At 38.5% G+C, this 25,388-nt stretch carries 28 protein-coding genes; 22 read left to right on the top strand and 6 right to left on the bottom strand.

Annotated features, from left to right (window positions below):
- The first annotated feature begins 40 nt into the window (after positions 1–40).
- A complete protein-coding gene (locus NYE58_RS36530; protein ID WP_341004401.1) occupies positions 41–505 on the top strand; it encodes a BC1872 family protein in 465 nt (154 codons plus the stop codon).
- Positions 506–797: 292 nt separating this feature from the next.
- Complete coding sequence (locus tag NYE58_RS36535; protein ID WP_341004402.1) at positions 798–1,211, top strand: hypothetical protein; 414 nt, start codon at positions 798–800, stop codon at positions 1,209–1,211.
- A 931-nt stretch (positions 1,212–2,142) separates the two neighbouring features.
- Here the strand turns inward: NYE58_RS36535 and NYE58_RS36540 are convergent.
- Positions 2,143–2,778: a DUF3238 domain-containing protein gene (locus NYE58_RS36540; RefSeq protein WP_341004404.1), complete on the bottom strand. Its 636-nt coding sequence runs from the start codon at positions 2,776–2,778 to the stop codon at positions 2,143–2,145.
- 1,058 nt (positions 2,779–3,836) lie between these two features.
- Here NYE58_RS36540 and NYE58_RS36545 point away from each other — a divergent pair.
- The 3 genes from NYE58_RS36545 to NYE58_RS36555 all read left to right on the top strand — a co-directional run bounded on the left by NYE58_RS36545 (position 3,837) and on the right by NYE58_RS36555 (position 5,607).
- The gene (locus NYE58_RS36545) at positions 3,837–4,262 is read left to right on the top strand and encodes a hypothetical protein (protein ID WP_341004405.1); all 426 of its coding nucleotides are present in this window, start codon (positions 3,837–3,839) and stop codon (positions 4,260–4,262) included.
- A complete protein-coding gene (locus NYE58_RS36550; protein WP_341004406.1) occupies positions 4,240–4,926 on the top strand; it encodes a hypothetical protein in 687 nt (228 codons plus the stop codon). Before NYE58_RS36545 ends, NYE58_RS36550 begins: the two co-directional genes overlap by 23 nt.
- A gap of 348 nt (positions 4,927–5,274) precedes the next feature.
- Positions 5,275–5,607 (top strand): BC1872 family protein, encoded by a 333-nt coding sequence (locus NYE58_RS36555; RefSeq protein ID WP_341004407.1) that lies wholly within the window; start codon positions 5,275–5,277, stop codon positions 5,605–5,607.
- A 392-nt stretch (positions 5,608–5,999) separates the two neighbouring features.
- Here NYE58_RS36555 and NYE58_RS36560 read toward each other — a convergent pair whose 3' ends face one another.
- Positions 6,000–7,202, bottom strand: coding sequence for an IS110 family transposase (locus tag NYE58_RS36560; protein WP_076121959.1), 1,203 nt, complete (start codon positions 7,200–7,202; stop codon positions 6,000–6,002).
- Between the two features lie 432 nt (positions 7,203–7,634).
- Between NYE58_RS36560 and NYE58_RS36565 the strand changes: the two genes are divergently transcribed.
- From NYE58_RS36565 to NYE58_RS36600, 8 genes are all read left to right on the top strand, one after another.
- Positions 7,635–8,486: a GNAT family N-acetyltransferase gene (locus NYE58_RS36565; RefSeq protein WP_341004408.1), complete on the top strand. Its 852-nt coding sequence runs from the start codon at positions 7,635–7,637 to the stop codon at positions 8,484–8,486.
- Between the two features lie 1,071 nt (positions 8,487–9,557).
- A complete protein-coding gene (locus NYE58_RS36570) occupies positions 9,558–9,755 on the top strand; it encodes a hypothetical protein (RefSeq protein WP_076179581.1) in 198 nt (65 codons plus the stop codon).
- A gap of 112 nt (positions 9,756–9,867) precedes the next feature.
- On the top strand, positions 9,868–10,755 hold the full coding sequence (locus tag NYE58_RS36575; RefSeq protein ID WP_076179582.1) for a hypothetical protein: 888 nt from the start codon (positions 9,868–9,870) through the stop codon (positions 10,753–10,755).
- Positions 10,756–10,991: 236 nt separating this feature from the next.
- The gene (locus NYE58_RS36580) at positions 10,992–11,843 is read left to right on the top strand and encodes a DNA adenine methylase (RefSeq protein ID WP_076179583.1); all 852 of its coding nucleotides are present in this window, start codon (positions 10,992–10,994) and stop codon (positions 11,841–11,843) included.
- A 70-nt stretch (positions 11,844–11,913) separates the two neighbouring features.
- Entirely contained in the window at positions 11,914–13,044 is a 1,131-nt protein-coding gene (locus tag NYE58_RS36585; RefSeq protein WP_076179584.1) for a TMF family protein, read from the top strand.
- Positions 13,022–13,174 (top strand): hypothetical protein, encoded by a 153-nt coding sequence (locus NYE58_RS36590; RefSeq protein ID WP_179086930.1) that lies wholly within the window; start codon positions 13,022–13,024, stop codon positions 13,172–13,174. Before NYE58_RS36585 ends, NYE58_RS36590 begins: the two co-directional genes overlap by 23 nt.
- Before the next feature lie 112 nt (positions 13,175–13,286).
- Positions 13,287–13,424 carry a hypothetical protein gene (locus tag NYE58_RS36595; protein WP_179086929.1) on the top strand — a complete coding sequence of 46 codons (138 nt, stop codon included), beginning with the start codon at positions 13,287–13,289 and terminating at the stop codon, positions 13,422–13,424.
- Between the two features lie 205 nt (positions 13,425–13,629).
- Complete coding sequence (locus tag NYE58_RS36600; RefSeq protein WP_076179585.1) at positions 13,630–14,505, top strand: stalk domain-containing protein; 876 nt, start codon at positions 13,630–13,632, stop codon at positions 14,503–14,505.
- Between the two features lie 80 nt (positions 14,506–14,585).
- Here NYE58_RS36600 and NYE58_RS36605 read toward each other — a convergent pair whose 3' ends face one another.
- Entirely contained in the window at positions 14,586–15,737 is a 1,152-nt protein-coding gene (locus NYE58_RS36605) for a hypothetical protein (RefSeq protein WP_341004409.1), read from the bottom strand.
- A 455-nt stretch (positions 15,738–16,192) separates the two neighbouring features.
- On the opposite strand from NYE58_RS36605, the gene NYE58_RS36610 reads away from it, so the two are divergent.
- The 3 genes from NYE58_RS36610 to NYE58_RS36620 all read left to right on the top strand — a co-directional run bounded on the left by NYE58_RS36610 (position 16,193) and on the right by NYE58_RS36620 (position 17,385).
- Positions 16,193–16,438: a hypothetical protein gene (locus tag NYE58_RS36610; protein ID WP_076179587.1), complete on the top strand. Its 246-nt coding sequence runs from the start codon at positions 16,193–16,195 to the stop codon at positions 16,436–16,438.
- Positions 16,431–16,685 (top strand): hypothetical protein, encoded by a 255-nt coding sequence (locus tag NYE58_RS36615; protein ID WP_076179588.1) that lies wholly within the window; start codon positions 16,431–16,433, stop codon positions 16,683–16,685. Before NYE58_RS36610 ends, NYE58_RS36615 begins: the two co-directional genes overlap by 8 nt.
- 427 nt (positions 16,686–17,112) lie before the next feature.
- Positions 17,113–17,385: a hypothetical protein gene (locus NYE58_RS36620; RefSeq protein ID WP_143766592.1), complete on the top strand. Its 273-nt coding sequence runs from the start codon at positions 17,113–17,115 to the stop codon at positions 17,383–17,385.
- On the opposite strand, the gene NYE58_RS36625 is transcribed toward NYE58_RS36620, so the two are convergent.
- Together NYE58_RS36625 and NYE58_RS36630 are read right to left on the bottom strand one after the other, a co-directional pair.
- On the bottom strand, positions 17,382–17,624 hold the full coding sequence (locus NYE58_RS36625; RefSeq protein WP_076179590.1) for a helix-turn-helix domain-containing protein: 243 nt from the start codon (positions 17,622–17,624) through the stop codon (positions 17,382–17,384). The two genes, NYE58_RS36620 and NYE58_RS36625, sit on opposite strands and share 4 nt — an antisense overlap.
- Positions 17,576–17,914 (bottom strand): sigma-70 family RNA polymerase sigma factor, encoded by a 339-nt coding sequence (locus NYE58_RS36630; RefSeq protein ID WP_256720308.1) that lies wholly within the window; start codon positions 17,912–17,914, stop codon positions 17,576–17,578. The genes NYE58_RS36625 and NYE58_RS36630 overlap by 49 nt, the downstream gene beginning before the upstream one ends.
- Positions 17,915–18,090: 176 nt before the next feature.
- Between NYE58_RS36630 and NYE58_RS36635 the strand changes: the two genes are divergently transcribed.
- Positions 18,091–18,270 (top strand): hypothetical protein, encoded by a 180-nt coding sequence (locus NYE58_RS36635; RefSeq protein ID WP_076179592.1) that lies wholly within the window; start codon positions 18,091–18,093, stop codon positions 18,268–18,270.
- An 887-nt stretch (positions 18,271–19,157) separates the two neighbouring features.
- Here NYE58_RS36635 and NYE58_RS36640 read toward each other — a convergent pair.
- Positions 19,158–19,604 (bottom strand): hypothetical protein, encoded by a 447-nt coding sequence (locus tag NYE58_RS36640; RefSeq protein ID WP_076179594.1) that lies wholly within the window; start codon positions 19,602–19,604, stop codon positions 19,158–19,160.
- Positions 19,605–20,055: 451 nt separating this feature from the next.
- Between NYE58_RS36640 and NYE58_RS36645 the strand changes: the two genes are divergently transcribed.
- From NYE58_RS36645 to NYE58_RS36665, 5 genes are all read left to right on the top strand, one after another.
- Positions 20,056–20,544, top strand: coding sequence for a hypothetical protein (locus tag NYE58_RS36645; RefSeq protein WP_076179595.1), 489 nt, complete (start codon positions 20,056–20,058; stop codon positions 20,542–20,544).
- A gap of 206 nt (positions 20,545–20,750) precedes the next feature.
- Positions 20,751–21,737: a DNA cytosine methyltransferase gene (locus NYE58_RS36650; RefSeq protein ID WP_341004410.1), complete on the top strand. Its 987-nt coding sequence runs from the start codon at positions 20,751–20,753 to the stop codon at positions 21,735–21,737.
- 74 nt (positions 21,738–21,811) lie between these two features.
- Positions 21,812–22,492, top strand: a complete 681-nt coding sequence (locus NYE58_RS36655) for a hypothetical protein (RefSeq protein WP_076179597.1) — start codon at positions 21,812–21,814, stop codon at positions 22,490–22,492.
- A 374-nt stretch (positions 22,493–22,866) separates the two neighbouring features.
- Positions 22,867–23,736 carry an N-6 DNA methylase gene (locus NYE58_RS36660; RefSeq protein ID WP_341004411.1) on the top strand — a complete coding sequence of 290 codons (870 nt, stop codon included), beginning with the start codon at positions 22,867–22,869 and terminating at the stop codon, positions 23,734–23,736.
- A gap of 75 nt (positions 23,737–23,811) precedes the next feature.
- Positions 23,812–25,272, top strand: coding sequence for a DNA cytosine methyltransferase (locus NYE58_RS36665; RefSeq protein WP_341004412.1), 1,461 nt, complete (start codon positions 23,812–23,814; stop codon positions 25,270–25,272).
- Positions 25,273–25,388: the final 116 nt, after the last annotated feature.

Consider the following 25,388-nt stretch of genomic DNA (forward strand, 5'->3'; position numbering starts at 1 on the left):
CTCCAGGATTAATTCCCTGGTCTTTGTTGGGTCAATAAATATGAACACTGAGATTCAAAAACAAATAGAAGCGTATGAGTTAGCCCGCTCCAAGTACTTAAAAAATATAAATAAGGAAGACTTGCGGAATTCCAGACTTCTCTGTGAGCCACAGATCCTTAGATTTGATGAGATGACTTCGGAAGAGCGAGATCATGTTATTACTGCAGAAGTAATGGGATGGGAGCCACATACGTTTGAGGTGCCAGCATTTTTATCTCATGTGCATTATTGTAGGGGTTCATTCAAACCTTCTCAAGACATGAATCATACCCTGCAAGTATTTGAGTATACCCTTATCGCAGATAAGACTCGGCTAGTTCCTTGCGGTTCTGGTGCTGGGCTCTTTTGGAGTATCTACTATGATGATATTTATATTGGGGTTGGGAAAACACCTCAGATGGCTATTTGTAAATATGCACTCGTTATTAATGATGTGCTGCTGTGTAAAATTAATGCGGCATAAGCTGCCAGACATAGATTATTAAATACTTTATAAGACCGATCAGACTCAGTTGACCGGTCTTATTACTATCTATTTGTATAAGGATATGTTAAATCTTATTGTTTATTTCTGACCATAAGAAAACCGCCACGGAGAGTTTGTGTCGGCTGGCTTTCTTAAACATGGCTTGAATACGCCTCAGAATAAGACGGCCACTTCGTTCCTGAAGCAGACTAAAATTAAGAAAACAGAAACTTTTCTCAAATTTTTACGTCTTATGTAATATCTATAAACTTTAATTGAGGTGAAGCACTTGATCAAAATAATAAAGTATATACTTGCAGGAATTGGCATCATTCTTGCCTATGGCGTGGGAGCTTGGCTTTATCAGAAAGGAAGTCAAGTTTTTTTCAATCAAACCATCCATGAAAGTGAATATAGAGGACTTGTTATTTCTTTTTTCGGCTTGTATTTACTCATTATGGTGCCTGCGATATTTTTAGGCGCTTATGTAATCAATGAAACATCATTAAATAATATATTTAAATGGCTTCTTACTGCCTTAATTTCCGTTATTGTAGGTCTTATATTCCCTTTACTATTCACTGCCGGACATGTATGGTCCCCTGAAGGACAGTTATTGTTGTGCTTCTTCATGCCATCAGCGTTTATTCTAGGTTTTATTTATAATCTTCTGTTCTTCAAAAAAAATCTTCAAACTCATTAATTTAAAAATGGCCCTACAAGATGTCAATATCATTAAGATAACTCAAAGACAAGACTTAAATTAAACATGAATTCAAAACGGCATGGGGAGAAGCCCAGTGGCGTTTGCTTTTTTCGGGGAGCACATACATAAAAGAGCACAGTAAACAAGCGAATAGAATATTCGCTAAAAAAAATCTTCATGTGAACCCATGATTTTCCCTTTGAGCGTGGAACAATCAATCATCATGGCCAGCGTTCTTCCCTCGTTGCATAACCGTCGTTGCTGAACAAGGGTATCTACATAGAGTCTGTTGCATAAGTCATATACTGCAATCAAATGTAAAAGTTTATGCTTTTTTAGTTTAAGCGACATTGAAAATAAGTGTCCGTATCCACAAAGTCGGTAGCAATATTTAGATCAGAACCCTCAATAGCGAGTAATCGATCACCTCAGTCATGCTTGATATTCATATAAGACACTGTAAATTCGTGGAACAAGGACTCTACAGCAGACGGGAGACTTTTATTTCTCTGCTGGATAAAAGCAGAAGTCGTTGCAGTGTTTACATCGTAACCCTGTGAATCCAAGAGTTCATTATATATGCTGTTACCTCCCATGGAGATGAGAAACTGCCTAACCGTCTCAAAGAGCAACATCTTCGTTCATGTAAAATCTTTATTGGGCTTTTTGACATAGGTGCTGGTGTGGGTGACATTTCTCGCATTAGTGATATTAGAGTTTCTTTTAAAGTATTCGCATACTCATTCATTGGCGTAGCCTCCTCATTTTTCAGGGGCTTCGGAATACATTTCTACCTTCTTGTCAAGCTCTATTTATTGTTACGTGCAAAAAAAGCGCAGGCTATCTTTTTGATAACCTACGCTTTTCTTTAGTTTTAGGGCCTGTATCTTAACTTAATGATTTTGTACAAGATGTAGGCCTTTTTTTATTATAAGATTTGTCGAGAGTTGTATACACCTGTAACATCCATTGGCGGCAACAAGGAGAGCTGATTTTTTCCGTGATCACGGGGATCGAAAAGATAGATATTTTGGTAACCGCCTGAATTGGCCTCAGCATATACTTCGTAAGCTGGGAAACCATCGTGGCTTCCCTGAATTGAGATGGTGCCATTTTTATAAACGTAGAGAGTAAATTCATAATCAATGTTACCGTTAAAGACTTCTGGACTTGGAATGAAGGGATTGCCTACACTACATGAGCAAACAAACTTCATGTAATCGCTACTACTACCTGTCAAGCTTGCATCGGTTCGCGTGACAGTCAAACCTGCATCAGAAGCTTTTGCAGTGTGAGTCGTTGTGGTTAAAGTCGTATTATTAAAGTGATATGCAGTAGTTGTTCCGATATTCTTAAAGGAGGTCCAGCTTCCACCAGTATTCGTAAATTGTACATTTATCTGCTGTGCGGTACGAAAGTTTTCGGTGTTTGCAGTATTCTTGTCAAAACCTCGATTATCTCCTTTAAATGATACAACGTAGGCGGGTAAACCATACTGTACTGGAGAATCTACTTTATCATGAGGGATAAATGTTACCAATCGAATGTTAAAGTTAACTGCCATATTAAAAAACTCCTTTTCTAAAATAAATTATTAGGCAAGGGGGTAAAATGAGAAGATTTGAGTACCCCTAATCAAACCTTCTATTCTTGCCTTCACTAAAATAGGAGTTTTAAAGGGTTAGAATACAACCGAGAAAATTTAATTTTTAAGCAATGCACTCAACGCTCCTAGTCGTTTATACCAATTATTCAAATACTGAAGCAATTCTTGCAAAAGAAACTTTCTAGTTCACTAAATCTGCAAAAGAATAAGTTGAATAATTTAAGTTGGTTACAGCAGTTCTCTATGCGACAGCATCGTTCGACCCGATTATTAATCAAAAGAAGACGGCACTAATTGCATTGTTGTTCAGTAATTTAACCAGTAGGGAAAGAATGGTTTGGATTATTAATAAGATAATCCCAGCTATGTAATACAGCGTCTTAACTATACATAAGCAATAAAAATATGGATAAAATTAGGTTATCAGATTACAGTCTATTAATACTTTTTCAGACAACCGCCAAAAAAAAAAATTTGTGGGAAATTTAATTAATAAGATGACAAAAAAGCCAAGCAAAAGAAACGTTGCTTGGCATTGAACTATATTGATGAATTCAACTAATGTTCTTCAGGAATTTCAAAAAATTGATTCAGTTGAATCTCCTTTTGTCCTAATGATGTGGATTGACCATTCGTTTCTATAAAACCATATGATGCTTCCATAATTGGAAGCATGAGATGATAATAAACAACTCTACTGTTAAAAGTGGGCAACTTTCCGTCCTGATTAATTATTTTATATGGTAAGAAGAATAGTTTGCTCGATGATTTAGTAGAAGTATCGATTTTTGAAGTCCAGAGTTCTTCGCTGTGATTACCAACTATTTCGAAATAGGAAATACCATTACCTCCTAAAATGAAGAATTGATTAGATTTTCCTTCCGGAAAGTAGTAGCCCTGATTTTGGCTATCATTGGATAAACTTAAATCTTTGAGCAGACTTACACGAGGATCATTGGTCCTGGAGATAACTTAGAAGCAATTATTACTATTATGGAGCCCGAGGAGGATTAAATATGACTCAATACGAACAAATGGATCTTCTTAGCTATATAGAGGATATGGAAGCGATGGCTGCTGTAGAAGCGGACATAGCAAAGTCAGAAGGACTTTTGAGAGTGATCGTGAGACGAATATTTTCGGAAAAGGAGCGGCTAATTAAGTTCTGCTCCCGCTCCCTGAATCGTTTGCAGTCATTCATCTTCTCTAGCCTTACTGTTCATTATCCAATTAAACCAGCCGATCCATCTACAGACCTTAAAAATATGAAGTCAGAAGAAGCCGGCATTTGTTTATCTAGTGCACGAATAAACAAAACCATTCCAGCTGTGAAGCGGTGGAGTTATCAGAGTGCATTACGTATTCAAAGGGGCTTAAAGAACCTGCAGATCCTCTTTCAGCAGAGATTAATGACTAAAGATGCAGCAAGTCTGCAAATCTAGCGAAAAACGCATAGAGAAGAACTCAGAGTCCTATCAGGAGGCATCTTCAGGACAGTCGTTACCTATGCTCCGCCCACCTACCTTTTTCGGACTTATCCCTTGGGTGAACGTCTATACTGTCACTCGGGCATTTGGAGGATCAGAAGAAGGCGGATGGTACTATCGCCGGTATACATGCGTAAAAAGCCAGCAAGTTTGGTTTTGGGACACTGAAGTAACGCAAGCGATGTTTCTGAGAACTTATGAAGGGTTAGCATGGGGTTTGCTCTGTAAAGAAGCAGCCGGACAAGAAGTGGTTGTGAGAATTGAGACAAGAAGAGCTGCACTTCAGTATGCTGGGAAACCAGCTTATGATCCAGAGGTCGTGGTGGAGAGTGCCGTGAAACTGACATCAAAAACTCAGAAAAACATAGTGCGGTCTACGCCGTTTCCTATCATGAAACCTACTTCGAGTACGTTCAGCTCAATTAGCCAGAAGAAGAAGAATAGTATTCAAATGGTGCGTACCGCTTCTCTTGATGCAGAGCCGTGTGAACGATGCAAAGGTTCGGGTAGAACTCGATACCTTCATATTAAGAACGGCATCTGTTTTTTATGCGGCGGAAGCGGGGAAAAATCGAAACAAAAACAGGAGATCTTAAATACGGAACCATCTTTTGCGTAGATGGTTAAACGATAGAATTTACAGAAAACAGGAGCGTGCTTGATTTTGATAAGCCTATTAATGAAATTTAAGAAGAAAAAAACCACGCAAATACAGTTTCAAGAGAAAAAAATTAAGTTTTGTAATTGGTGTCAGGGTTCATTGGGAGAAGATTCGACTAATGGCTTATGCAAAGAATGTTATGAAGGGTGGTCCGATTGACAAAATTATGGACACTAATATTCAGAAACAAATTGAAGCATATGAATTGGCACGCTCTAAATATCTGAAAAAAATAACTAAGGAGGATCTAAGGAATTCCAGACTTCTCTGTGAGCCGCAGATCCTCAGATCCTCAGATTTGATAAGATGACTTCGGAAGAGCGAGATCACGTCATTACTACAGAAGTAATGGGATGGGAGCCACATACGTTTGAGGTGCCGGCATTTTTATCTCACGAGCATTATTGTAGGGGCTCATTCAAACCTTCCCAAGACATGAATCATGCCTTGCAAGTGTTTGAGTATACCCTTATCGCAGATAAGACTAGGCTTGTACCTTGCGGTTCTGGAGCTGGACTCTTTTGGAGTATCTACTATGAAGATATATATATTGGGGCTGGGAAAACACCACAGATGGCTATTTGTAAATATGCGCTCGTTATAAATGATGTGCTGCTGTATAAAATAAATGCAGCATAATGAATTGAATGAAGCGTTCTATAAAGACGATACTGCAAGACTTTGAATTTAAATACTTAATAAGACCGATCCTTTGATCGGTCTTATTTCTGTTTTTCAAGTTTCTCATTTTGGGTCAGTTGTACATTGAGCTAACGTATCCAGTTAGTTCAATAAAGCCAGCAGTCTAGGTGTTAAAAGAAAATAAAGTATTAGACTGAAAAATAAAGTTATAGACTAAGAAAATAAAGTATTAGACTGGTAACGTCCCATTACGCTATTCCAGCTAATAGCTTGTCAATATTTAATTATTAATGGCCGATTCCTGAAGTGGTATACTTAAAAAAAGATATGACAAATAACCGTCCCCTTCGGCACAGGAATATATTTCATCTTTTTCTATTTCATGCTGCTCATTCTAGACGAAATGCTTCTTTTGAAGTTAAGATGGCAAAAATCCAGTGGATGAGTTTGTTTACACAAGCAATTACCGCTACTTTGAACAGCTTTCCTTCCGCACGCTTTTTATCGTAGTAAGCTCTTAATTTCTTGTTTCTATTACTACGAATACCACAGCGCACAGCTTGATACAGGGCTGTACGAAGCCTTCTCGAGCCATGTTTCGTGATTCGATTTTGGGTTGCCACAAACTTACCTGAAGCAAATACACTGGGATCAACACCAGCAAAGGCCACCAGCTTCTTTGCGTGATCGAACCGATCGATTTCTCCAATCTCAGCCAAAATTGTTGCAGCAATTTTCGTGCCGATACCGGGTATCGATTGGATTAAATCATATTCAAGTAACTCTTCAGCCAGGGTCTCTATCGATTTATCAAGGTCTGATAGATGGTCCTGGTATTGAAGAAGTAATTTGATGAGCAGCTGCATGGAGATCAAATGACTTGGAAAAGCCGTCTCCTTAAAGGGATTTCGCCTTGCTGCAGCCGCTAGGATTTGAGCGCGTTCCAAACACCATGAGACGGATCTTCCGCGTCCAGTAAGACGTTGGATTGTTGTTGTAATCTCTTCCACAGTCATACCCAGGACTTCTTTAGACGTCGGGTGTAAGGCTAGAAATCGAAGTGAAACTTTCGAATAAAGGTCACCAAACACGCCATGGTATTCGGGAAAAACTTGATCCAGAATGGCCTGGAATTGTAGTTTTGCTTGAACATACATACCCGTTAGGGATTCATACTGTCGTGTTAGATAGCGTAAATTCATGAGATGCTGACCCCGTTTTTTGATGGGTTCAAACTCTTCTTTATAGAACAGTGCCCCAAGTTGATAGGCATCAGCAGCATCCGTCTTGACCCGTCTTAAATTAGTTTTTTTGGCCTCATATGAGATTAACGGATTAATGACGATGTATAGATACTGGTGCTCATCCAGAAACTGAACAACAGGGCTATGATAATGACCTGTTGCCTCCATTACAATGCAAGGGCTCACCCCAGCAGCTGATTCCACTGCTCTAACATAATTAAGAAAAGACGATAATCCCTCTAGATCATGATTAAATTTAAAGATCTTCCCATGAGGTACTCCACGGTCTAAAAAAGCTTGTGCATGGCTCTCTCCCTTGGACACATCCAAACCAATGACTGGATTCATGACATCACTCCTGTAGTATTTTCACCGGCAACCCCTAACCTTCTTGTCTTCCACACTATCGCATGTGATACGGGATCAACGTCCCAACCAGCCTAACCATGGTTGAACAAGTAGGGGGGATGAACAGAATAGCTCTCGGGATCCAAGTCCCACGGGCAGAAACGTTCGATCCCCGGCTACCGCTATCTTACGACCATACAAAAAAAAGGTCGACCAGAAAGATCTGGTGACCTCATAATACGAACGGGCAGGATAGTTTAGTTATATTCATACTTTACCTCCATACATATGTTAAAATAAACCAATAGGATTCTACTCTTAACTGCTTATGCCCAAGAGTTCTTAGCGTCTTACGACTATTTATAGTTGATAAAATTTTTTTACACAAATAATTAGTTGTATCAAATACCTTAGCTAGAGGGAGTTGATGATATGATAGAATTATCTATAGAAGAGTACGCTAATGTTATGCCACTGCTGAAAAATCTAGCGTATGAACCCGTGTTCGCATATTCCGTTATTGACCAAAATCAATCTGGAAAAGTGTTTGTTGATTCCAATGTAAATCCTACCTGCACTCTTATTATCAATTCATATGGACAATATTTTTTGGCCGGGAGTGGAGACAATGAATGCTTCAAGAATGATGTAGTTGTTTTTTTGCTAAATGATCAAAACCATTTAAATTATTACGATCTTTATGCATCAACACCAGAACTATTATTTCAAATTAGCGAAAGATTAGCGGGAAAGACGGTATTATTACACCGATCTTCTTTTACATTCGATCTATCGAGATTCCTGCTTCTAACAAACCTCAACGCATTGCCAGAACAATTTGTAATGGAACGAATGGATGACACGCTGTTCGATAAATATAAGAAAGAAATGGACTCTTCGTATGACTCGTTATGGAGTTCAGCGCAACAGTTTGTGGATCGAGGGTTTGGTTATTGCGTTCTGAAGGATGATCATTTTGCTAGTGTTTGCAATTCTTTTTTTGTTGGTAGAGGGTACGCAGATCTCGATATTGTAACCGTGGAGAATTACCGGAATCAAGGATTTGCAACATATACGGGTACAGCTTTTATCGAACATTGTTTGAACCATAAATTAGTGCCGAATTATAATTGTGACGCAGGTAATCAACGATCGATCCGGTTAGCGACTAAGTTAGGGTTTGTAAAGAACAATAATTATCCAATGTTATGGTGGCATCAGGATCAAAGTGTAATAAGTGATTATTTGCAAAGATTCAATTATGCAAACCATTTAATTGATTAGCACAAGGAGTTTGTTGTTAAGCTAACGGGACACGTTAGTTCAATAAAACAGCGACAGTCTAGGACTTTATTTTCTTGTCCTTGGCTGTCGCTGTTTCAATTTTACTAGGTTCAGTCTAATTCTTTATTCTGCTAACAGCTGGAGTTGCTAAACGAAGGTACGCCAATTTAATTAAAATAAGTGTGTAATTTATAAAACATAAAAATTCCCAATATAATTACCGTCTTTTCCAAACTCGATAAAGATCCCGCACTATTTCCTTTCCAAGTTGCATAAGGGATAAGGAACCAGAGAAACACATAAGTATAAAAAATATGACATAATGAAGAATTTGCCAAGGTGACTTGTGTAAAAAATCCTGAGCATATAAATGATATATACTCCGATTTGCAAACATCATTGAACCACCAACAATTACTCTCAATATTATTGACATTAGTGTACTATCTATCATTCATTAATCCTCTCCTTTGATTTATTCATTTATTAATATCTGGCAGCACTGTAAGCAGAAGCTCTTGTATATACCTCCTTAAATTAAATAAAAAAGCACCGATAGATTCTAAACCATGAACGTGATTGCTCATGGTTTAAGAATTTATCGGTGCTTCCGAATTATTTAGCATATTTGATTTTTGATTGGCAATTGCTTACTGCTTACTGCTTACTGCTTACTGCTTACTGCTTACTGCTTACTGCTTACTGCTTACTGCTTACTGCTTACTGCTTACTGCTTACTGCTTACTGCTTACTGCTTACTGCTTACTGCTTACTAACTAGTAAATCATTTTTTGGGGCATTCCGCAAGGTACGGAAAATAGAGGTCAAGAACACATAACTACATTCAGTTCACCTTCTTTTTCTTTCCAAATTACCTAAGAGATAATATACTAGATCTATTACGAAACACATTTATTTTCTCTGCAGAACTATAATTCATGCAGAGAAGGGGACTTCTGCATAGCAGAAATAAAATAGGGTTTAAATTATGGAGACAAAAAGGTATACGGGACACGTATATTCTTTTTTTTTGTCTCCTTTTTTATGCCCAAAAAAAGAGGAGGAATTAGGATGAGCCTTTTAACAGCTTGCTGTAAAAAAGAACAAACATGGCGTCATACCAGCGAAAATCCTTTAAATGATCACTTCGAAATAGCCTGCAAAGAACCTGTTTGCTCAAGCTGTGGTGAAGTACATCCTGCGATGATTCAAGTATGTGATTGCTTCGGGAATGAAGGAGTTTTACTTGAGACGCGATTAGGTGAATGATTGTGGCCAATGTATTAGACTGTATCCCGAGGATTTAATCCTGGAGAAATGGGTGTATACATTACCCCTAAGCATTAATCAGAGAAATAAAAATTAGACTTGAGGTGGAATAATGCGAAGAATTGCTTTTATAACAGAATCTTCAGCAAGACCAGATGAAGCTATGCCGGCTCACAAGTTCTTCCAAGGAACGCAAAGTCGATGGGTTAATTCAGTCATCAAGTACATGGAAATCCGTGACTTTCCTCATGAAGACATCTTCTTTTTGAGTCATTATGAGCAGCGAGTTATTGGCTATAAGGAATTAGTCGAGCCGTATCCTAAGCAAAAATATCATCCACGAAAAAATGAAGCGATTGAGTTAGCCCATAAGGTCATGAATCTGATTCTCCGTATGGAATCATTGCCTTTTGTAGAAATTCATGCAGGTCGAACCTTCTCAGATCCGCTTAAGCAACTGCTTGATGAGTATAACGTTTCTTATCGCGTATATGGATCTGGAATACCACTTGGAAGTAAACCAAATTATTACGGTGATTTAATTGAGGAGGAGCTGAACAAGCGAAAACTCAAGGAAATTCAACGTGAGAAATGGCAGATCACTTCAATGATTCGGTTGCAGACTCCCCAAGAAGCTAGTGAGGTTATTACTAGTTTTAGTAATAACGCTCATCTTTACGGCATCGAGCGAAATCTAGAAGAACTAAAGGAGCTCCTCGGAAATTACAACCAGAAGCGGAAAGACGTTAAAAATGCCTTAGGAGAAATGGAACAGTTGCTTCAAGAAGAAGACCAAAACGGTGAGCTCGCATCCTTTCTACAGGCAAAAGGTTCACTTGCGGAACTCCATGCAGATTCCAACTTTGAGAGTATTAAAAACAAATATGGTAAGTGCCTAGCAAAATTTACGTTGTGTCTGATCAAACAGAGCTATGTACTGCAGAGTGAAAATAAAATTAGTGCAGCGTTACTCCGGACACAAATCGCACTTATCAAATAAGGAATGGTGTTTCATATGAATGAAATGTTAAAAATGCGATTCCATACTCTCTAATATCAGGTGCGACGAAGGTACGGAATAAACCGTATTGAGGTTCATTGTAGCCCCCTTCAGCGAGCTCCCAATTGGGATATGTAGCACTTACGCAAATCGTTCGAGAATGCGTGAGAGGACAGATAGAGTCCTGCCTATTTCCATATCGACTAAATACGATATCGGAAACAGGAGAGATGGATATGACGACAAATTATGTTGATGAAAATAGCGTAAGTAGTGTAATTAGGTGGTTTGGAGGAAAGCATTTTCTGTCTCGTGACTTGGTTCCTTTAATTCCTGAACACCACTGCTGGGCGGATGTTTTTGGAGGCGGAGGTCACATGACTGTGGCTAAAAGAAGAAGTAAGGTAGAGGTTTTTAATGATAAGGATCATGATCTGATCAATTTTCTTCTAACTCTGAGAGAGAGACGGGATGAGTTGATAAGTTCATTATCTACTTTACCGACAAGCCGCTACCTTTTCGAAAAATGGCAACGTGAGGAGCTTCCTAAAGATTCTCTTGAACGAGCAGTTAGGTGGTACTATTTACTCCGAAACTGCATAATACCCGCAAACGGTATTAAAAGTGGATGGCGATCTGGAAAGATTAAGAACACCGCTAGTGATTTTCAAAACTCTTTGGCAAAACTCGAAGCTTTTGAAGAGCGGTTTAGTCGAGTCATGATTGAATGCCTTGACTATAAAAATATGATACAGCGATATGATTCTCCGGGTACTTTCCTATTTGTCGATCCTCCATATGTTCACCGTGAGCACTATTACAAATTCGCTTTTGATGAACATGTGGAACTTGCTACAATGCTTCATAATATTCAAGGCAAATGCATGGTCACGTATTATGGCGATCCGTTAATTCTAGATCTTTATAAGGATTGGCATTGTGAGACATTCGAATCAAAGGTAGGCACAGTAGCCAAGGCTGAACTAGGACAAACCCGAAGAATAGAGAAAGAATATGTTTTTATGAATTATAAACCTGAATCCATGGATCAGTTGTCATTTGATTTTCCTGTTGTTAATGACATTTGAAAGTAAGTAGTTTAAGGAAGGATCTCCGCCACAATTGTGGAATAGTAATGAAAGGGGAGGGAAATATTTCATGGACCAATCTGACATAATGAAAAACTATCATAGCTATATTGATGAAATAAAAGGAACTTTCGATCCAATCATAAAAAAGATGAGACAGCAGAAAAACGAAAAATGGGTAGGCATTGCTTGGAAAGGTCCTATTAAACAAGTGTTAGGATATTTTAAACATGCTAAAATAGTTTCAGCGATAAAATGGAGCTCACTACCTCTTTTAGGACAAGCAATAGTCATTTTGACAGGTTGGTATAAGCATTTACCATTATGGTCTATTATTCTAGGCAGTGTAGTCTTGCTATTTGTTATCTATTACTTTTTTTATGTAAAACGATACATAGACAAGATGGCAACCCTAGGGTCGCCTGAATTCCACGTTGAAGCTTTGAAGGCCAGACGTCCTGTGGAATATGCTGTTTGGAATACTTTTATTCAAAAGGATCACTTCACTTTTAATGGTCTATACGATGCTTTCAATACATTACTCGTCCCTATTAAAGACGGCAGTATTGAGTCAGTACTGCAATATTCTATAGGTAGGGAGGAAGTATTGGAGGAAACCATCCAGGAGTTAAGAGATCGAATAGAAGAGTTAGAAAGATCAGTAGATGGGCTTGCTGAAGATATAGATAATTCAGAAAATAGTATTTCCTATTTGGTTAATTTACTTAAAGCAGTCAACACCAACATATATCGATTAACCAATGGCATTCTTGATTTTGATGATCTAAGATTCGTCTCTCCATTTACTATTTATGCCGTAAAGGAAAATAAACTAACAAAAATTCTCGACAAAGGCACTTCTGGAGGAAGTGTGAGTGAGATAGATTTATCTGTTTTCCAGGAATTCGAATATGCAGCTGTGTCTGCAGCGAAAGCAAAATCTAACGATTCATTCATTAGCTACCCATATCCAGGAAAAGTAGTCGTCGCTTTCTCAATGAAGATGCTGAATAATGAACGTTGGGTGTGGTGCTTCCACTTTGATGAGTCAGACAAGCGCGCCTTGTCTCTAGTAATTTCCAATGATATAATAGAGTCAAGACAAATTAGAAGACTTATTCATGCTTTTTGTCTGATACTACACAAAAACATGATCTCAAAAAAGGAGGCTACCCAAGATGCTGCAGAACAGGCCAATTAAGGTAGAGGATAAATCTCAGGAAGAAATTTTGAATAAACGGCGTCAGCTGCGTAACGAAATGTTAAAGCAACTTGGTGAAAGAGTAGCCGTTACGGAAGAGAAAGCTGAGAAGGTATTGCTTAGAGCATAACTATAAGAAAAACCCTCGGGAGTTCCCGGGGGTTTTTTTGTGCATAGGTTTATAACTATGAAACTTGAGAAGAATACATACTATGAATCTCTAATTGAAGGGAAGTAATAGTATGAATAAAAAGGGGAAGCTTATTACATTCCAAAAAAAAGCAACCAAAATTATCGATCGTACACAAGCAGAGATAATGAATGAGAGAAAAGAAAAAAGAAATGAACTATTAAATAATCTGAAAAAAAACAAAAAATAAGAGAGATACTCGCAAGCATCTGACCAAGAACAAATTTAAAATTATAGATTGATATTATAGCTCATTAAGTTCTCTGGATTGATTGCAAGTAATAGTGTATAAATATTGGATAACCCTATAAGAATTTGGGTAATAAAACAAATGAAACAAAATAAGGGAGAAAAGCGTCTATTGTTAAGATGAATCTATTATGGGAGGTTTTATTATGATGAAAAAATTGACGATTTCCTTATTTGCCTCAGCTTTACTTGTGCTTCCAGCAATACCGGTGCTTAGCTTTGCGGCGGATACAGCCAAACCCACGACCATAAACAACGGTCAGATTAATAACGGTCGAGTTCTCATTCCGTTACGAGCTGTTTCAGAAAATTTAGGCGCGAGTGTGGAATGGTTTCAAGCGGAGAAAGAGGTAAAGATTAAAAATGGCGACTCGACCATCTGGCTTGCTGCAAATTTCAAACGTGCAATTATTGTATCACCGCCGACTACAGATAATCCGGATATTCCGCACCAGGAATATATTGATTTGGATACTGCCACGCAGGTCATTAAAGGAACAACCTATGTTCCGCTACGCTTTGTCGGGCAATCGTTAGGTGCGAATGTCTTATGGAACCAACAGTCTAAGCAGGCGACACTGACATTGGGCGGTAAGGGACTCGTTGTCAACATGGAGCAGCCGTCTGTTCAAATCCCTGATAAACAGAAAATTATGGATTCACGGTTAAAACTACTTTCCGATAAATTAAATCAAGCAGCTGATGTCTCTTCAATTAAAAATATTAGTTCCTACTTCAAACCGTACTTTACAGATAAATTAATTAAGTCTATCGTTCAAAATAAAGGCTTGAATACAGCTAGTACCTATGAAGCGCCTGCCTCGTTGCCAGTATACATTAACAAGACTTCAGCCACGCTTTCCCAATCGGTTATATTGGCAAATGGTCTAACAGGAGAAGATCAATATGCCGAGGATCGTACGATCAATCTCGTATTTACGAATGGTGTATGGAAGGTCGATAGTGTCAGCAAGGGGTCGAGGGTACTAATCTCAGGGTTCTCAGATTTTCACCCTCAATAACTATATAAAGTCACCGAATATTTGATTAATAAAAAACAAAGAAGCCCTCCTAAGAAGGGCTTCTTTGTTTTGTTCATTAATTACAAAGTCTGAAAAGCAATAAGTGCCGGGGTAGATGCTGCTCCCGCAGTTGATAAAGTAATTATACGAGTGATTACGGCTCCAGGTGCGACCGTTACCGTTACTACCTCAACCCCTTCTTGATTAGTTCCTGAAGTATCCAAGTAGGATTTAAGCGCAGGGATTTTGTAAGTCACACCATCACCGCTCCACTTAACTGCACCTGCATAATATTCTGTACCACGAGCACCAACATAAATCTTAACTTTCTTTTCAGAGCCAGTATCATTACTAAGAGTGACAGTAAGATTGTATTTGACTCCATAATGTCCTTTATCACTGTCTGCTGGTCCCTGAGATGCTGGAGCGCCAGAAATTTTATACGAATTACTTGCTGTCATTAGGTTATCTAGATTGCCGTTACTAGCGTTGTAATATGCCCATCCGCTTCCAGCTTTATAACTAACTGAGCTCGCAATATCGGCAAAGCCCCATGAACCGCGGGGATGCGTGGAATTATTTGCCGGATTGGTATAGTAATTAACAACCGCCGTTTGGTTTTGACTTAGATTTGCACTTACGCTATTTGCTGCTACGGTACGGACTCTGTAATTCATGGCAACGTTAGCAACGGTGTTACTGATGGAAAATTCAATGACACCACCTACAATCTCCCCGTTTCCTACCGTCCATTCTTTTACAACACCAATTTGACCCGCTGCTACGGAAGAATTAGTTGGTGCAATACTATCCATAGTCCCTCCTACCAAAGCAGCAGCAGCACAGATTCCAAGCGACGAAATCTGACCAATAGGAACTACCTGAATAGCGTTATTCAAGTTATGAATCGAGTAGGAAGAAGCACCAGCATTCCCCAATGTGATCCCTACTTTAATTGAAGCACCTGTGTTATTATAATGCCACAAGAAAGCTCTGTAACGTACAGTGGAGTTACCAGTGGAAGTATCGCTCCACAATGTAGCGAAGCCGTTCGTAAATGTGGTAGTAGTGGAGTTGATCGTCTCTGGATTGTCCGAAATAAGAAAACGAGTCCCTACAGCTGATTGCGAGCCTGTTAAACCAACGGGAGCCGGTGTTGCAGGTGGTTTTGGGAAACTAACGATAGTTTTAGGTGTTTGATTACAAGTTATATAAATCCCTCTTTTCATCATTTTTCAGCTTGTTGGGATATTCTCTACTTGTGTGTATCCCTCACAACGAGTAGAACGTTACACAAACTGTACTGCAAGGCTGGACGTTAGGAGAATTTGTCCCCCTCACTTGTATAGGCAATATAAGAGAACGAATTACAACCTCTCGGTTGAGTTTTTCTTGCGAACGAGTAGGGTAGAAAGGCAAAGCAAATCTATAAGAAAAACCCTCAGGAATTCCTGAGGGTTTTTCTATGCGTAGGGTTTATTACTATAAAACTTAGGAAGTTTCTATAAATCTATAAATATTGTATTTTCTAAATCAGATATCAATAGTAGTATATTAATATATTACAATATTAATATACTACTATTGATATCTGATGCTTAATTGTATATTTGTGGATAGGTGCTACAGGGACATAGAAAGTAGTTTTGCAAACCGAAGAACACATAAAAGTGAGAGGATGAAGAAAATGAAGATCGAAGAGTTCCTATTACACATCGCAAACGGAGAAAAGTGGTTCAACAATGGTAGTAAAAGAAGCCGCTACGTTGTCGGAGTTGGAGGGATGGTGATGTACAAAAACAAGCCGACCAGCAAATCAACAACCGGTGTATGGGCGATGGATTTTGCTAAGTGGGCTAAGGGGGTTGGATCCCTCGATCCGACCGAATCAACTAGCGATAGTGGCAACCTTAAGGAGAAATCTCATGAATGAACTAAGCGAGATTGAAATAGCAAAAAAATACCTAAAGTTATGTGAAAAACGCAGAGTATATGATGAAAGTACTCATATCATAGGCTGCTGTTTAACACTCTTAGAAGAAAAAGAAAAAGCCCTAAACATAGCGGTACAATCATTATCGTCAATAGAAATACTCAGTACGAGTGAACGATCGAGATTACATGCAAGAACCGCTTTGAAAAAGATGGCATTTCTAGGTATATTCACCTTGAGAAAGTGAATGAACTTAGTCATACAGAAACGGTAGTAGAGATTTTACAGTAACATGAAATTTCTGGCATGTTCATTTATAAAAGATACTACCTATCGGGATAGTCGGAAGACAGAGTGACTTTGTTTCAAGAATACAAAGTTTCAATGAAAGGGAGCGTGTATTGTAAATGTTTAAAAACGTTTAAAATGATAATCCAAAGAAAATTATCTATTTATTGTAGGTGTCTACGATGATATATTAAAATCCGGTCAATGGCCGGTTATTGAGAATCGGCCATTTTCTAATGAAGAGGAAACATGGCCACCTCCTGCGTGTGTAATAGATATATTGTCTGGTGAATATTCAATTTATTATAAGGGAGAGATGAGCAAGGCTACTAAGCTAGAATGCGAAGGTTTAGAAATTGCAGCTGTTTGGGAAGCGGAGCATATTATTGATAGAATCATGGGTGACGATAGAAGGCATAGTGACCCCCTTAAATAACAAAACCTTGATTGGCTTTATGCCTTTCAAGGTTTTTTTGATGGGAGCAGCATTTCCAGCAGAAATTACTTTCATCAGTTATTCAAACTTTATTTTTAGAGCTGATTCAAGTGATTGGAAGAATAGATTATTTCTTTACACAATGGTTGAGAGTCATCATAACATTTACCATATTTTGATTGTTAGTGAATGTCGAAATCAGTTAAAGCAAACTATGTTTTAGTCTATATTTCCATTGTTTTCTGACACTTCATTACGAAGTATACATTCCAAAAATTCAAGAACGATTTGAGAAACAGCGTCTTCTTGTGGTAAATGAATGAACTTGCTTAATTTTACAATATCTTCTTTATAGAGTTGAATGAGTCGTAGCATTGCATCTGGATCCTTTTTCTTAGCTGCACGAACTAACTCTAAGAACTCACCATCTGGGATAATTTCTGTATCATCTTTCTTTTCCATTTATTCACCGCCTGTTGACTGATTTTAAGTTCGTTTGCTACTTCAGATTCGGTCAGATCTTGAATATAAAGTTTATATATAATTACCTTTCCCTGCGGGGGCAAGGTATTCATAAGCTGTTGAATCAACATTTTATCTTCAGAAGAAGATGTGAAACTGGAGCTAGAATAATCACTGTCGTAAAGTGAGCTTTCACGGTTTCTGATTTTTTTTGCTTGATACTGTAATCTCCATCCAATTCGATATATTTCTGTTTTATAACGTTCGTAGACAGTTGGCTGCATTTCCATAATAGAATCTCTCCTTTTATGACTGTTATATCTATAGGGAAAAAACAGGATGTTTTTAACAACCAAAACAGGAACATTTGTTCTTATTATACCATTTTTTTGAATGGAATGGTTGTGAATTCGAGTCATTAATTTCCTTATTAGATAGAAGCGTAAAAGGAGGGAGAGGTTAAAATATGGAGGTAACTGATATAATTTCACTGGTCACAAATGTTGGATTTCCAGTAACATTATGTTTTATTCTAGTTCGCTACGTGTTGCAAAATATGGGGGAGAAAATAGACAAGTTAGATAGCTCATTAAACCAACTTACACTAGCAATCCAATCCATTAAACAACAAGACAAAGAAAAATAAAAATTCAGTCTGAAGTTGTTCCTGTCAAAATTGAAGCTTTATAAAAATCAAGAAATATAATCACTTTCATGATTAATTTACTGGATATGAACATTCATAATTAAAAAGGGGCACCCCCGATAGCCGAATCTTGAACAGTAACCCATAAGATACTCACTTTCTTTAAGTGTTTATCTTATGGGTTACTGTTCATAAATGGCTTCTGATGCGCCCTTTTGTAGGCTAACAATGTACTTTAACTTGAAAATGGATGAATACCCAGGTTTGTATCATTAATTCCAAAATAATGTTAAAATTAAATATAGATCAAATTCATCAGAAAGGGGGTCTTATTGTTGATCAGCAAAAAAGACCGATTTTCTTTGATTGTTCTATTGATTTCAATTTTACTTATAAACATATTTGGTGATTATTTAAATTCACTAATATGGTCACATTTTTGGTTGTTTATGAACTGTATCTTGGCTCAAGCTCTCTTTCTTCAGTGTTCAAATATCTCAACGCAAAAACGTTCCTTAAACTTTACATTATCTCTCTTAGCACTTTTGACTGGTTTAATCACGTTTTTTGTAATTCTATATTCATCAATGGGCCTGTTCAATCAAATTTTCTTTTTTATTGTACAGATTGCGGTCACTTATGCTGAAGTAATCCAGCTTAAAATGAGTTTGAGAAACCAGGATGAGGGAGGATCCAAGTAGGAGGGTTATTAACTTTCCACCATTTAAACCCTTTATATCTTGTCAGATATCCTACTCTATGTTTAATTCCCTCCCATTTCCTAAATTCAGTACAAAAATACACATAATAAAACCAAAGAAATATTTTTAATCTTGAGGTAAAGAAAAAGCGTCGTGCAGCTAACTGCACGACGCTTTTTCTTTTAATTAATATCCTACAGCTTCATAGGAAGTAGTGGTGTAGTAGGTCCAGTAGCTGTTAGTAGGATTAACTACTAACTTTTCCCAAGTAGTAACGGTAACCTTGATTCTTCCGAATGTTCCTGAATTATCAACCAAGGTATGCAGAATTTCAGATAGTCTGTTTTCCTCAGTGTAGTTAGCAATCTGTTCAACCAATTTCACAGCACTCACAACAACTACTGCTAAAGATAATAGCGAAGCAACTTGAGGCGGAAGTTTAGCTGCAAGAATTTGTTTAATACGACCATAGCCAAAGGACGCAATAGCCCAGCCAAGCCCAGATACGCTTTGACCCACGCTACTTTCAATCATGGCATTAATTTGATCTTTGGTAAAATAAATGCTTTCTGTTGAACGGACAAACGGACCAGGAGCAACACTATTTACTACGGATTGTTGATGTTCTGACATTGTAAATCCTCCTTTAGTTTTAATGAGGGCACTAAGGGAATCAGAGAGCATAAGATATTCCCAATCTCACTTACTCTGTTATTGCCTCTCATTATAAAGGGTAAAATCGGCTTATTAAAAACAACTAATTATTCTTATTTTTTTCAAAAAAATTATAGCGACATTCATATGGTAAATAAATGAAGTACATAATATCTCTATAGTTCACGGAAAAGAAGAACGGACAAAAGAATAAGCTTAGACTTCCCAGATGATAGAGATAACGATATAATTGTTCCAATACGATTTAATTAATTTTCCCTTGCGATCTTTTTATTTTGCAGGGAAGGAGTATGCTGCAACTGCAGCTCATACATAAGGTTCAGATCATGGAGACCATAGAGATATACAAGTTAATGTATATCTTTTTTGCGTCTCCTTTTTTTGTGCCAAAATAGGAGGGATAAAATTATTGTCAAAACCCAAGCCGGTTCCTGTTCATGTGAACAGTACAGGAAAAAAGAAATACAAGTTGCAAGAAATGATTCATAGCTCTGCAGGGTATGTTTTCATTCCTTTGAATGGAAGGTTAAAAACAGACCTATATAACAAAGGATATGTAGATGGTAGAAAATTATCAGTGGCACTCGAGCAATCCTATGAGAACTGCTCTGGAGTAACGGAGGTTCTTGCCTTCTCGTCAACTGAGTTTTCTCACAAAATTAACAACCGAGAGCTGATAGGCAACATACCGCTAAACCGCACATTTCTTCTTTTCTGTCGTGAAGTAGAGCGATTCACCAAATCGGTTTGCCAGGATTGCAAATATTACGGTACTCCTGATTGCTTTCGTAATGAATTTCGATGTGCGGAAGATGATCGTGATAAATACCGTGAGGATTCCTGGTTTTCTTTGCAGAGAGAAGCTAAAAAGGAACGAAAACGTCTTGCATTTCCCTAAAAGGGTTGAGGGATACGCTACGCCCCTGCCACAGTAAGTAAACTTGGGCGTTACCGGTTCTTTAATGTACCTCATAAAACCGTCTCTAGCGAAGGGGTTAGGGCTTAGGAACCCCTTCTTGCAAGTGAGGAGATAATGGCCCAGCATTTCTCATATCGGTTGTCCTCTCGTAGCTGTGAGCTTCACAGCGAATTGAGGGCTAACAAATGCAATGTTCTAGAAAACCGACAATTACTTCGTTTTTCTCTGGTATGGGTGGACTTGATTTAGGATTTAATGAATTGTTCGACATTCAATGGGCGAATGAATTCAATCCACACGCTGCACACTGTTACGAAGAAAACATTGGTAGGCATATTCGAGTAGGAGATATTACAAAGGTGCCACTAAGCATTATTCCGAAGTCTAACGGATTTATTGGAGGACCCAGTTGCATCGATTTCAGCTCTGCTGGAGTCAATCGTGGAATTGAAGGGGATCACGGAAAATTAGCAATAGTTTATCAAGAAATAATCCGAAGAATGATGCCCGATTTTTTTCTGTTTGAAAATGTAGAGGGCTTACTGACAAGACACTCCCAATCCTTTTACCATCTAATTGATAATTATAAGGACATGGGATTTAACGTTACCTGGGCGCTCCTAAATGCTGCGCATTTCGGTGTAGCGCAAGAGAGAAACCGCGTGTTTGTCGCTGGTATTAGAAAGGATTTGGGGTTCCATTTTAGTTTTCCAACTCCTTCATACGTGAAGAGAACTGTTCGACAAGCGATTGGTGATCTGCCTACTGCAGAAACTATAGGGGCGAGAGAACGAGTTCTAGGGATTACCCCCAATCATACGGCCACATGGGAAAGTCCGACACCTGAGCGGTTATTTGACGTAATTCAGCATCCACGAAATCAACACCGCGGGATGCGAAGACTAGAATGGGATAAGCCAAGCCCAACGATTACGGCACATATTGCTAAAGACGGAAGGGAGTTTTTGCACCCTTCTGAAAATCGCCGTATCACAGTACGTGAAGCGCTGCGGCTATCCGGATTTCCGGACAGTTTTACACTCCCTGCAGACGTTCCACTTTCTGCACAGTATCGATGTGTTGGTAACTGCGTTGCTTTCCCAGTTGCTTCAGCACTCGCGAAAGCAATGTACCAGCAAATCCAGTTTGGGAGTATTCAGAAAACAGGCTAATAGATTTCTCTATACGAACATCCCCACTGCACGGGGTTAAATCAACTCTTCCCGTGCAGATAGGGGGAGTTCTAATGGAGGCTATAAAAATGATTACCAGTAAATATATGTTTATTAAGAACTTACAGGAAGGGACTTGTATTGTCCCGATAGAGAATATCTCCTATTCAGAGATGGAAATAGGCATCATGTACATTGTAAAAATCAATGAGAGTGATATTGGTAAATGCATACTCAAAAAAATGGACAACGGACATCTCACCTGCATTTTGTTTTTTTTAGATGAACATGGCGAAGTGTCTGAAAAATCCGAGCTACAGTCGTTAACCTTTCGAATAGAAATATTTGAAGAGTTAAGAAGAATGCATTCCCATTATCCAGAAATAAACGATTTGATTAAGCATCTACGTAAATATCCTAATATTGAGCAATACGACCTGGATATGATGGCCAATCAAATTGCCATTGGGATCTATAATGCCGTATTCTGCAACTGTCTTCGCGACCATGACCAAAAAAATGGTACATCGCTTAGTACATATGTTTTCAGTGATCCCGCTCCTACAAATATAAAGAATAATTCCTATGAGAGGCTTCTACGCTTTGTAACAGAAGAGATTCGATCAAAACAGGTAACGCTGATGTGGGCACTCCGTAAATTCGAACTAGTAGATGGCCACACAATTCTACAAGTTTTGTTTGAAGCAGATAAAACCTTTGAACAGTTTATGAGCGACGCCTTATCAGCCAACTAACATTATTTAATTGATCAAGATTACTTCCGCTACTTATCAACAAAGCGTAAAGGGGATATTTGATTCGTATGGAAAAGAAGATCCAGATACAGGCATCCGATATTGTAAATATTTTAGCTGACGGTCCAGAAAGGGGTCGTTACGCAAAAATCATACGAACCGGTATAGATCCAAATGGATAGGTCAAATGTGGATCGCCATTGTACTGAATATCGAAGAAATCCAGCTTAGAAAAATGGCGGTATACAAAACGTATACACCTCAACTAAGAAACGTGGTTTGATTTATTTCCAACCTTATATGTTCTACCCTCTGCACAGGGATCAACACTACCTCCTGTGCAGAAGGGGAGGATTCTAAGGAGACAAGATACCATGTCTAAACCACAAGATAAAAAACATCTATATCGGATCGATCGCTTTTCAGTTGAACAGCTCGCTCGTTTACCCCATGAAATAGCTGGATACGCACAAGCGATTGGCGGGCTACCACAGCATCATTCCGAAGTGTTTGAGAAGAGAGGATGGCTATTGCCATTTTTATTCGCCTATGATGACCTTCTATGGGGCAGGTGGAGATACTGGACAGATATTTTGCAAAAAGGAACGATTGAAGGTAGTGGTCCGATCCCTCAAATAGAGTGGAAAGATACATCCTCCCATCAAGCAGAGGCAACTAAAAAGATGTTTGCTAAGTGTCTTCAGCATTATGACTCTAATATCGATACTTTTGCAGATTGGCTACTGTGGGGGATGGCAGGAAGCATAGAAGCACCGCGGATCTCAGAAAGCTTAAACGAACATTATTACAAGGAGTTTGATTTATTCCTGGTTCTCGATAATCCCACGGATTATTTATCCTATGTTCTCTGTGATGAGACGGGCAAAGGGTATAAATCAGGTCTTGGATATTATCCAACACCGTTTAATATAACTCGGATGATGGTTGAGATATGCCACGCTGATGGGGACCCAGAACATATGAAAAGGCAGTCAGTACTAGATTCATGTGTAGGCTGCGGTGCAACATTGCTACCGGCTTCTAATTATTTTTTAAGGGGCTACGGTCAGGATATATCGGCGATTGCCGTGAAACTATGTACCATTCAGTTTTACTTTTATGCCCCTTGGTATGCTCGACCAGGAAATGTTGAGGGTTATGATCTTATTAGTCAACCCATCCAGCTAGTCTTAGCGGAGCCAGGGCGAAAGATTTCTGAAGGTCAACTTGCTTTTTCATTTTAAAGACTGTTAACAGGTTAAATCAGCCTGTGGAATAGGAATTTCATAATTTAAAACTGGAGAGGAGGAAGTCCCTGATTGTGGTGGGGGCTCCCTCCACCACGGTTTGTGGGCGATCCTATGAATAAAGCTAACCTGTTGTTACGAAAAGTTTATACAGTGAGTAAAAAACATAATTCACCACGATTATTTCTACAAAACTTTGTTTGTGAAACTGCAGGACTAGAGCACGGTATGGATTTATTTGTCCGCATCGATGAGAATGAGAAAATGATTGTCATTCAGAATCGAGTCTTTGAGGAATCTGACAATATTCATGAAGTCAGTGTATCATCAAGGGTTAATCGTATCAGTGGGGAGCCACGGCCACTTGTTGATACGTGTGGATCCAAATATTCATCCATTCTTTGTATCCAGGATAAAATAGAAGTCAGTGTATATAAGCACGGGGATTTTTCTCAAATCATTGTTCGTCCCTTAAGATTCCGTCTGTTTGAGAGTGACACCTTTGAATCCCCTTCAGACGAGCGTATTCGCCTTCTGTCTGTATGCGCGGGAGCAGGAATAGGAACTTCAATGTTTGTAGATTCTGGCTACTACACAGCAGTACAGGAGATCGAGCTAGAAGAGGATAGCGCGGAAGTTATCAAACATAATTTCCCATACTCCTTTTTGTTTCAAGGAGATCTGAAGGATTGTCACACCGTTGCAAAGGCTGATGTAGCGTTCGTATCGCTAGATTGCTCCTCACATAGCAGTATAGGTCCTGGTGATCAGGGATATTTTAATAATCTTATATTAGGTACGTACAAGATATTAGAGGCAGCAGAACCGAGGGTTGTTTTCTTTGAGAACGTACCGGGTTTTTATGAATCACCTAGTTTTAATGATTTAAGAGAACTCCTAACTCCGAAATATCCGTATTTCATCGGTCCTTCACAAATTAACAGTTATGATTTTGGTAGTATCGCTCTACGAAAACGGACGTACTCCCTATTTCTTCAGGATCAGGAAGACTTCGAACAATTCAGAGAGCCAAAGGCACCAATATTCCGGCGTCATAAGCTATCTCATTATTTAGATCCAGCTGGAACGCAGCACATTTGGAAGTCAGTTGACGCCTGGTTTGAAACCTTTTCTAAAAAAGTAAAAAAGAACAACTCATGGGCGGAGCGTAGTACGAATAAAACATTTGTGAGTGCAGATGACGTAGAATTACAATGCATCCCAAGACGATACCGATCTCATAGTGCAAGTAACTCTTATGTACTTAATGAAGCGGGAGATCAGTGGAGGTTCTTAACCATAACTGAACTTCGTAAGATTTTCAGCATCCCAGCTTGGTTTAGGTTTCCCAAGCATATTCCAGAGTATCGAATCTATGAAATGATTGGTCAGAGTGTGTGCGGACGCGTCATAAGCGCTTACGCAAACGAGATTTGTGCAATGTTCTTTAGGCGGCATTCCGGCTTGAAAAAGCAGAAGACAGAGTATGGACTGGCGAGAGATCAAGATGGGCAGTTTAGTTTTGCTTTTTAATCAAAATAAATATATTTTATTATTAATTGCAGGCATCCCTATTTTCTGGGATGCCTGTTTTATATGTCCAAAGAAAATAACATATTAGACTTTTCATTATCAAGACCTAAACTTAA

The sequence above is a fragment of the Paenibacillus sp. FSL L8-0708 genome (assembly GCF_038009325.1).
GTDB lineage: Bacteria > Bacillota > Bacilli > Paenibacillales > Paenibacillaceae > Paenibacillus_AQ > Paenibacillus_AQ odorifer.

Coding starts and splice junctions, on each gene's coding strand:
- NYE58_RS36530 (WP_341004401.1), top strand. CDS start 41: ATGAACACTGAGATTCAAAAACAAATAGAAGCGTATGAGTTAGCCCGC.
- NYE58_RS36540 (WP_341004404.1), bottom strand. CDS start 2,778: ATGGCAGTTAACTTTAACATTCGATTGGTAACATTTATCCCTCATGAT.
- NYE58_RS36545 (WP_341004405.1), top strand. CDS start 3,837: ATGACTCAATACGAACAAATGGATCTTCTTAGCTATATAGAGGATATG.
- NYE58_RS36550 (WP_341004406.1), top strand. CDS start 4,240: ATGCAGCAAGTCTGCAAATCTAGCGAAAAACGCATAGAGAAGAACTCA.
- NYE58_RS36555 (WP_341004407.1), top strand. CDS start 5,275: ATGACTTCGGAAGAGCGAGATCACGTCATTACTACAGAAGTAATGGGA.
- NYE58_RS36560 (WP_076121959.1), bottom strand. CDS start 7,202: ATGAATCCAGTCATTGGTTTGGATGTGTCCAAGGGAGAGAGCCATGCA.
- NYE58_RS36565 (WP_341004408.1), top strand. CDS start 7,635: ATGATAGAATTATCTATAGAAGAGTACGCTAATGTTATGCCACTGCTG.
- NYE58_RS36570 (WP_076179581.1), top strand. CDS start 9,558: ATGAGCCTTTTAACAGCTTGCTGTAAAAAAGAACAAACATGGCGTCAT.
- NYE58_RS36575 (WP_076179582.1), top strand. CDS start 9,868: ATGCGAAGAATTGCTTTTATAACAGAATCTTCAGCAAGACCAGATGAA.
- NYE58_RS36580 (WP_076179583.1), top strand. CDS start 10,992: ATGACGACAAATTATGTTGATGAAAATAGCGTAAGTAGTGTAATTAGG.
- NYE58_RS36585 (WP_076179584.1), top strand. CDS start 11,914: ATGGACCAATCTGACATAATGAAAAACTATCATAGCTATATTGATGAA.
- NYE58_RS36590 (WP_179086930.1), top strand. CDS start 13,022: ATGCTGCAGAACAGGCCAATTAAGGTAGAGGATAAATCTCAGGAAGAA.
- NYE58_RS36595 (WP_179086929.1), top strand. CDS start 13,287: ATGAATAAAAAGGGGAAGCTTATTACATTCCAAAAAAAAGCAACCAAA.
- NYE58_RS36600 (WP_076179585.1), top strand. CDS start 13,630: ATGATGAAAAAATTGACGATTTCCTTATTTGCCTCAGCTTTACTTGTG.
- NYE58_RS36605 (WP_341004409.1), bottom strand. CDS start 15,737: ATGATGAAAAGAGGGATTTATATAACTTGTAATCAAACACCTAAAACT.
- NYE58_RS36610 (WP_076179587.1), top strand. CDS start 16,193: ATGAAGATCGAAGAGTTCCTATTACACATCGCAAACGGAGAAAAGTGG.
- NYE58_RS36615 (WP_076179588.1), top strand. CDS start 16,431: ATGAATGAACTAAGCGAGATTGAAATAGCAAAAAAATACCTAAAGTTA.
- NYE58_RS36625 (WP_076179590.1), bottom strand. CDS start 17,624: ATGGAAAAGAAAGATGATACAGAAATTATCCCAGATGGTGAGTTCTTA.
- NYE58_RS36630 (WP_256720308.1), bottom strand. CDS start 17,914: ATGGAAATGCAGCCAACTGTCTACGAACGTTATAAAACAGAAATATAT.
- NYE58_RS36635 (WP_076179592.1), top strand. CDS start 18,091: ATGGAGGTAACTGATATAATTTCACTGGTCACAAATGTTGGATTTCCA.
- NYE58_RS36640 (WP_076179594.1), bottom strand. CDS start 19,604: ATGTCAGAACATCAACAATCCGTAGTAAATAGTGTTGCTCCTGGTCCG.
- NYE58_RS36650 (WP_341004410.1), top strand. CDS start 20,751: ATGCAATGTTCTAGAAAACCGACAATTACTTCGTTTTTCTCTGGTATG.
- NYE58_RS36655 (WP_076179597.1), top strand. CDS start 21,812: ATGGAGGCTATAAAAATGATTACCAGTAAATATATGTTTATTAAGAAC.
- NYE58_RS36660 (WP_341004411.1), top strand. CDS start 22,867: ATGTCTAAACCACAAGATAAAAAACATCTATATCGGATCGATCGCTTT.